General features: G+C 69.8%; 8 protein-coding genes. 3 read left to right on the forward strand and 5 right to left on the reverse strand.

All coding sequences use genetic code 11. The annotated features are described in order from the left end of the window. Positions 1-648, forward strand: a 648-nt coding sequence (locus tag G6R20_RS18070; RefSeq protein ID WP_163377245.1) for a peptidase dimerization domain-containing protein, incomplete at its 5' end; no start/stop codon positions are given. Between the two features lie 292 nt (positions 649-940). On the opposite strand, the gene G6R20_RS18075 is transcribed toward G6R20_RS18070, so the two are convergent. The 5 genes from G6R20_RS18075 to G6R20_RS18095 all read right to left on the reverse strand — a co-directional run bounded on the left by G6R20_RS18075 (position 941) and on the right by G6R20_RS18095 (position 4,915). Further along, positions 941-1,498: a hypothetical protein gene (locus G6R20_RS18075; RefSeq protein ID WP_163377246.1), complete on the reverse strand. Its 558-nt coding sequence runs from the start codon at positions 1,496-1,498 to the stop codon at positions 941-943. A gap of 66 nt (positions 1,499-1,564) precedes the next feature. Continuing rightward, positions 1,565-1,900, reverse strand: a complete 336-nt coding sequence (locus tag G6R20_RS18080; protein ID WP_163377247.1) for a hypothetical protein — start codon at positions 1,898-1,900, stop codon at positions 1,565-1,567. A 94-nt stretch (positions 1,901-1,994) separates the two neighbouring features. Then, positions 1,995-2,879 carry an alpha/beta hydrolase gene (locus G6R20_RS18085; RefSeq protein ID WP_163377248.1) on the reverse strand — a complete coding sequence of 295 codons (885 nt, stop codon included), beginning with the start codon at positions 2,877-2,879 and terminating at the stop codon, positions 1,995-1,997. A gap of 138 nt (positions 2,880-3,017) precedes the next feature. Then, on the reverse strand, positions 3,018-3,776 hold the full coding sequence (locus G6R20_RS18090; RefSeq protein ID WP_240341559.1) for a sulfite exporter TauE/SafE family protein: 759 nt from the start codon (positions 3,774-3,776) through the stop codon (positions 3,018-3,020). A 605-nt stretch (positions 3,777-4,381) separates the two neighbouring features. Further along, on the reverse strand, positions 4,382-4,915 hold the full coding sequence (locus G6R20_RS18095; RefSeq protein WP_163377250.1) for a hypothetical protein: 534 nt from the start codon (positions 4,913-4,915) through the stop codon (positions 4,382-4,384). A gap of 290 nt (positions 4,916-5,205) precedes the next feature. Between G6R20_RS18095 and G6R20_RS18100 the strand changes: the two genes are divergently transcribed. Together G6R20_RS18100 and G6R20_RS18105 are read left to right on the forward strand one after the other, a co-directional pair. Beyond that, complete coding sequence (locus G6R20_RS18100) at positions 5,206-6,306, forward strand: Ku protein (protein ID WP_163377251.1); 1,101 nt, start codon at positions 5,206-5,208, stop codon at positions 6,304-6,306. Positions 6,307-6,431: 125 nt separating this feature from the next. Continuing rightward, positions 6,432-6,741, forward strand: a 310-nt coding sequence (locus tag G6R20_RS18105; protein WP_240341560.1) for a M20/M25/M40 family metallo-hydrolase, incomplete at its 3' end; no start/stop codon positions are given.

A 6,741-nucleotide genomic window follows, 5' to 3' on the forward strand; every position in this document is an offset into this window, starting at 1 on the left:
CACGGGTCGATGCCGCACACGGCGGTGGACCCGGTGGTGCTGGCGTCGTCGATTGTCCTGCGGCTGCAGACCGTCGTCTCGCGCGAGGTGGAGCCGGGCACGTTCGCAGTGCTCACGGTCGGCTCGCTCACCGCGGGAGCCAAGGCCAACATCATCCCGGACTCGGCGGAGCTGCTGCTCAACATCCGCACCTACGATCTGGCGGTGCGCGAGCAGGTCATCGCGGCGATCGAGCGCATCGTCCGCGCGGAGTGCGCGGCTGCCGGCGCCCCGGCCGACCCGGAGTTCCACTACTACGACCAGTACCCGCTCACCCGCAACGATCCGGCCGTCACGGACACGGTCACCGAGGCCTTCGTCGAGCACTTCGGCCCGCGCGCGGTGTACGAGGCCAGCCGGGTGACGGCGTCGGAGGACTTCTCGCTCATCCCGGACGCCTTCGGGGTGCCGTACACGTACTGGACCGTCGGCTCGGTCGACCCCGCCTGCTACCGGGATGCGGTCGCCCGCGGCACGGTGAGCCAAGAGATCCCGGCCAACCACTCGCCGCACTTCGCGCCGGAGGAGGGGCCGACGCTGCTCACCGCCACGCGCGCCCAGGTGGTGGCGGCGCTGGCCTACCTGGGCGCCGAGCGCCGGGGCGAGTAGGGAACGACGACGACGAGCGCACCGGGTCCGCCAGTTGGGCTGCCAGCACGATGAGCGCGAGCGGCTCGGCAAGGAAGACACCGGCCGGAAGTGTCGCAGCGACGAAGGCGCCCGCCAAAATGGCCGCGGCAAAAGAAGTCGACCGCAAAGAAGTTGGACTTGCGGGGACCGCCGAGTGGTCACACCCGCTCACGTTCTCGCAGGACGAGCGGTCCGAAAAGCTGCCTTTGCGACCACTCGGTGAGCTGCGCGGGTCCCGCGGCACCGCGAATGGGCCGCTCGCGCCCGCCCCTCACGCGTGCGCGCTGACGAGCTCGCCCATCTCCTGCCCGGTGTGCCGGGCCCAGTGGCGGAACACGGCGGCGGTCATGGCCGCGGCGGCGTAGAGGGCGTCCGCCGGCCCGTGCTCGCGGATCACGGTGCGCAGGCCGGTGGCGGCGTCGCAGTCGAGCAGGGTCGCCTCGCACAGGGCGGCCATGCCGTCGGGGACGTCGGGCAGCCGCGCGCTGTCGCGCACGGCGTCGATCACCTCGACCGGCAGCTGCGGCGCCACCGTCTGAGCGAGCTGGGCGAAGCGGGTCGCCACGGTCAGCGCGTCGGGGATCGGCGGGGGAGTGGCCTCAGCGGTCAGCTCTAGCTCCTCGAGAAGCGCGCCGGCGGCCGAGATGTCGTCGCGGGCGTGGGCGTCCAGCACAGCGCGGACCCGGGCGACCGCAGCAGCGTGGCGCTGCCTGGCGCGGTCCATCCCGGCGTCGAGGTCGGCGACGGTCGCGGTCCACACATCGACGCCCTCGCGGGCCAGGAGCGGGGCGAGGAGCTCGAACTGTGCGCGCTGATCCGGGGATGCCATGCCCCCATTGTCCCCGGCCGCCCCGCCGGCGCGCGCCCGGCCGCCCGGCCGGGCAGCCCCGTCCCGCTAGACCGCCCCGTCCCGCCTCGCGCGGGCGAGGATCCTGGCGACACCGGCCAGGAAGTCCGTGCTGCGCCGCGCGGCCTGCTGCTCGATCAGCTCGAGGTCCAGCGCTCGCGCCACCGCGGCAAGGTCGGCGCCGGCGTCCAGCCGCTCGAGGGCCACGGTCGCGGCGTACGCCTGCCCCTCGTGGAACGCCAGGTCCGGGAGCACGGCCTCGAGGGCCCGGGCCAGCTCGCCGGCGGGCCGATCCTCGAACGCCGTGCTCACGGAGATGCGGTAGTGCTCGAACCGGTCCCGGGCGGCCTCGAGCTCCTGACGAAGGTCGGCGGTCTCAGACATGGGTGTGAGACTACGACGACGACGAGGTCACCCCGCTCTCACGGCCCGCGGTCGCCGAGGGGGCGGAACCGGCACGCGCCGCAGTCGCCGGGAGCTAGGACCACTTCTCCACGAAGGCCAGGGTGGCGGCGTTGGCGGTCTGGGGGTCGGAGGCGGTGAGGAAGTGCTGTCCGCCCTCGACGATCTGGAGTTCGGCGGAGGGTGAGCCGGTGAACCGGGCGATGCCGTCCTCGGCGTTGGCCACGGAGTAGACCGCGTCGGCGGTGCCCTGCAGCCAGAGAACAGGGCACACCACGTCGCCGAGGCGGGCCTCCAGGCCGTCGCGGTCGCGCAGGTTGACCGACGCGGTGCGGAGGCGGTGCCGGCCGTCGTCGCCGGTGTAGTTCCGGCGGTACGTGTCCAGCCAGAACTGCTTCTCGGAGTCCGAGACGTCGTCGCCGAGGCCGGCGGCCAGGACGCCAAGGACAAAGTCGTCGTCGACGACCCACTCGTCCCCGACGGGGGCGGCGAGGGCGTCGATCGCGGGTGTGCAGAAGCCGGAGCCGTCCCAGCAGCCGCGCTCGATGCTGGCCTGGCTCTCGTAGTCCATGGAGGTGCCCACCACGACGATGCCGCGGATGGCGTCGGGGTCGAGCAGTGCCATGCGGGTGGCGATCCATCCGCCCTGGGAGGTACCCAGCGCGAACGCCATGTCGATGTCGAGCGCCTGCATCACCTGTAGGGCGGCGATCGCGCTGTCCCAGTAGGTGAAGTGCCGGTAGCGGGAGCGGGTGGCACCGTGCCCGTAGGGCTCGATCGCGAGCAGGTTCATGCGGGAGCCGAGCTCGTCGCTGGCGAACTGCGGCCGGTACAGCTCCACGGAGGTGGTGAAGGAGTTGATCATCACCAGGGTCGGCAGGGAGGGGTCGTACTCACGGCCGAACCGGTAGCCGATGGTCGAGCCGCCGAGGTGCGGGATGTCGATGGTCTGGGTAGTCATGGCGCTCCTAGTGAGGGGAACTAAGGGGTTCCTCGACAATAGGAGGATCGCCGCGTGTGTAGTAGACGAATCAGCGAGATGATCGACTCTGCCTTGAGCCTGGTTGCCCCTGCACCCGCCCACCGACCGGGGGATGGTTCAGCCGATCACGCCCGCCAGCCCCCGCCCGAGCAGGCTGAGCGCGCCGACGGTGACCACGACGATCGCCACCTTGCGCCCGACGGCCGCGGGCACCCGCCGCGCGACCAGGCCGCCGATGACGATGCCGACCGGCACCATCGCCACGACCAGCGCGACAACGGTCAGCGGCAGCTCGGACACCGGCGCGGCTCCGAGTCCGACCTTGACCAGGACGGACACTAGGCCCATGGTCCCGAAGATCGGCTGCAGGGTCGCGGCGAACGAGCGTTGCTGCCAGTTGGTGGCCTGCGCGTAGACGAGCATCGCGGGCGCGGCGACGCCGACGGCGGTGTTGAGGAATCCTCCGGCGGTGCCGGCCGCGGCGGCGGGGAGGCGACCGCTCATGGGTGGGATCCGCACCATCGCGGTCGTCAGCAGCGTGCCGATCAGCGCGACGCCGATGATCACCTCGAGCCAATGGCGGTCCGCGGCGCCGACCAGGAGCGCGCCGGGCACGGACCCCACGACGATCAGGGGAGCGAGGCGGCGGTACCGCTGCCAGTCGATGTCATGGCGCAGCGTGATCCCGATGAGCACGGCGGAGACGACGGTCGTGATGTTGGTCAGCAGCACGCCGGTGACGGGCCCGAGCAGCAGCGCGAGCGTCGGCGAGACCACGAGCCCGACCCCCATCCCGCTGACCCGCTGCAGCACGGTCCCGAGGATGACGGCCGACGCCGCCACGAGCAGGAGAAGGGGCGCGACGTCGGCGGGCATGGAGAACAGCATCCCAGGTGCCTCCGGCAGCGCCGCCGGCCGATCGGTGGGCTGGCGCCGCCTGGCGCGTCGGTGGGGGTCGCCGTGACTATGTGACGACGACGAGGTGAGCGATCTCGGCCCTCATTCGCTGCCCGGTGGGCCGGTATTGCTGGCACGCAGTTGAACAGGTTGCGCGGACAGCCGAGACTGCCCCACGGCGCCCGTTTCTCTGGGAAGGGGACCGCCAGGACCACCTCTGCGAGCCGATGGGGGGATCCGGGGGCGCCATGGCGGCAGCTGTACTACCAGTCGGCCCGGGCGCCGGTCTGGCGGTGCTGAACTTTATGGCGAGAGCGTCGATCGATTCCGAGGCGGATAGGACTTGCTACACGGAGCGGAGTGCCGAGGGCGGGCTTCGCCGCTGATCGTAGGGATGCTCTTCATCGCCGGAATCACCGGATTGGCCATGGAATTGCCATGGCCACAGAGGTGCCGCCCGGCGGTCAGGGGAACAGTTCGCCAGGTGGCGCCTCAGCAGCCGGTCGCGCAGGCGACCGGCTGCTGCAGATTTGCGACGCGCGGATCCTGACTTCGCCACGCGCGGTTAGTCCCCGTCGAGCGGGCTACTCCGCGAACTCGGTGAAGTCTCCCATGTCGAATGGCAGGCGGTGCTCTCGCTCGCCACTCCTGCACACCCAGGCGTCGACGTACCCCCGGCTGGTGAAGAATCGCCGAACGGTCATGTTCTCGTCACACCAAGGGCAGCTGGCCACCGGCCGCGACAGATGCAGTTCGCCGTCGTCTCCCGTATCCGCGACGCGGCCCCAGAACAACGTCGCTGCGGGAGCAGAGAGTTGGGCTCGGGAACGGAAAATGGCGAGACCCCCCATGAACGTGAGAACAAAGACGGACATCAGAGCGCGGCGCCACGGTTCACCCTCGGGGACGAGCGAGAAGGTGAGCAACGCGCCGAGGACTCCGGCGAATGTCGCGCTAGCAGCAGTTCCCTTGCTGAGCAGGTACGACCGCCCCGACTTGTAGCGACGCATCCGCAGGGTGGTGTCGCTGTAGTCCTCCGGGGACGAACCCTCTTCGCACTCCGGGCAGGCCCGGTAGTCCGGATACTCGAGCAATTCACATTCACATCGACGTGGCATTGATTTCTTCCTTTCCTAGTAGGGAGCACAGAGTGTCCCACCCGGTTTTGCTGGTGTGGCATGCCGTTGAACTGCAGTTTTGTAGATGGCGCCTATTCGCTGGTGCCCATCGGTCGCCACTGCGCACCGGCGTTGGCACGTGCTAGACGCAAGTTCTTTGGCACCCGCGCGCGTGCGGTATCACCGACTGCCGAAGATGTGGTGTCGAGCGCCTTGCGGGTATCGGCGCTGCGTGGCTCAGCGCCCCGCGTCCGGCTGCCGCCGCCCCACATCTGTCGCATACTCCCTATATGCGATCCATCTGGAAGGGCGAGGTCTCGTTCGGTCTGGTCAACGTGCCGGTCAAGGTGTACGCGGCGACGGAGGACCACGATCTGCACGCGCGGCAGGTGGACAAGAAGGACGGCGTCCGCATCCGCTACAAGAAGGTGCGGGACGACAACGGCGAGGAGGTCGAGTTCGCCGACATCGCCAAGGCGTACGAGTCCGAAGAGGGCGAGATGGTCATCCTCACCAAGGACGACCTGGCCAGCCTGCCGGTGGAGCAGAACCACGAGATCGAGGTGACGGAGTTCGTCCCGGCGGATCAGGTGGATCCGGTGGCGTTCGACAACGCGTACTTCCTCGAGCCGGCGTCGCGCTCCAACCGGGCGTACGTGCTCATGCGCGAGGCGCTGCAACAGACGGACCGCCTCGCCATCTGCACGTTCACGCTGCGCAACCGCACTCGCCTCTGCGCCCTCAGGGTGTACAAGGACGTGCTGATGCTGCAGACGCTGCTGTGGCCGGATGAGATTCGCCCGGCGATCCTGGAGGGCCTGGACAAGGAGGCGAAGGTCCGGCCGCAGGAGGTCAAGATGGCGGCGTCGCTCATCGAGACCATGGCCGCGGATTTCGAGCCGGAGAAGTACGAGGACGACTACCAGAATCAGCTCAAAGAGTTGATCGAAGCCAAGGCGGCCGGCGGCGAGGCGTTCACGGTGGAGGAGAAGGAGTCGTCGGACGATGACGGCGACGACGAGGTGGCCGACCTCCTCGCGGCACTGCGGGCGAGTGTGAAGGACCGGGGCGGTAAGGCGGACGACGCCGACGACGAGGACGACGACGAGGACGACGAGGACTCCGGCTCCGCCAAGAAGACCGCCAGCAAGAAGAGCGGAAGCAGCTCGGCAAAGAAGACCCCGGCCAAGAAGGCTGCGGCGAAGAAGGCGCCCGCCAAAAAGGCCGCGGCCAAGAAGTCGACTGCCAAGAAGTCGACGTCCTCCAAGTCGGACTCCGGCAGCTCCGGCTCGGGCACGGCCAAGAAGTCGACAGCCTCAAAGTCAACCGCAAAGAAGGCACCGGCGAAGAAGGCGACCGCCCGCAAGACGCCGGCCAAGAAGTCAGCTTGACCGCGCCCACCGCGTAGCAGTCCCATCGCGCGGTCACACCTGCCCACGTTTTCCCAGGACGCGTCGCCGGAACCGCTGTGTTTGCGCCCACTCGGTGAGCCTCGCCCTCCGAGACGCAGGGCGTCATGCACGCGTGCGGCCACGACGCGCACGCGGCGGCGCTGCTGGGTGCCATCCGCATCCTGGCCGAGAACCGGGACGCGTGGTTGGGCACCTACATCGCGGTGTTCCAGCCGGGGGAGGAGACGGCCGCCGGCGCGCGGGCGATGGTCGACGGCGGCCTGCTCGAGCGGGTCCCGCGGCCGGACGTGGCGCTGAGCCAGCACGTCATGCCAAGGGCGGCGGGCACGATCGGCACGGTCGCGGGCCCGGTGCTCTCGGCGGGCGACGCTCTCAAGATCACGATCCGCGGCCGGGGCGCGCACGGGTCGATGC

This window comes from Dietzia sp. Alg238-R159, from assembly GCF_900537145.1.
In the GTDB taxonomy this organism is placed as follows: domain Bacteria; phylum Actinomycetota; class Actinomycetes; order Mycobacteriales; family Mycobacteriaceae; genus Dietzia; species Dietzia kunjamensis.

Coding starts and splice junctions, on each gene's coding strand:
- G6R20_RS18085 (WP_163377248.1), bottom strand. CDS start 2,879: ATGACTACCCAGACCATCGACATCCCGCACCTCGGCGGCTCGACCATC.
- G6R20_RS18090 (WP_240341559.1), bottom strand. CDS start 3,776: ATGCCCGCCGACGTCGCGCCCCTTCTCCTGCTCGTGGCGGCGTCGGCC.
- G6R20_RS18080 (WP_163377247.1), bottom strand. CDS start 1,900: ATGTCTGAGACCGCCGACCTTCGTCAGGAGCTCGAGGCCGCCCGGGAC.
- G6R20_RS18075 (WP_163377246.1), bottom strand. CDS start 1,498: ATGGCATCCCCGGATCAGCGCGCACAGTTCGAGCTCCTCGCCCCGCTC.
- G6R20_RS18100 (WP_163377251.1), top strand. CDS start 5,206: ATGCGATCCATCTGGAAGGGCGAGGTCTCGTTCGGTCTGGTCAACGTG.
- G6R20_RS18095 (WP_163377250.1), bottom strand. CDS start 4,915: ATGCCACGTCGATGTGAATGTGAATTGCTCGAGTATCCGGACTACCGG.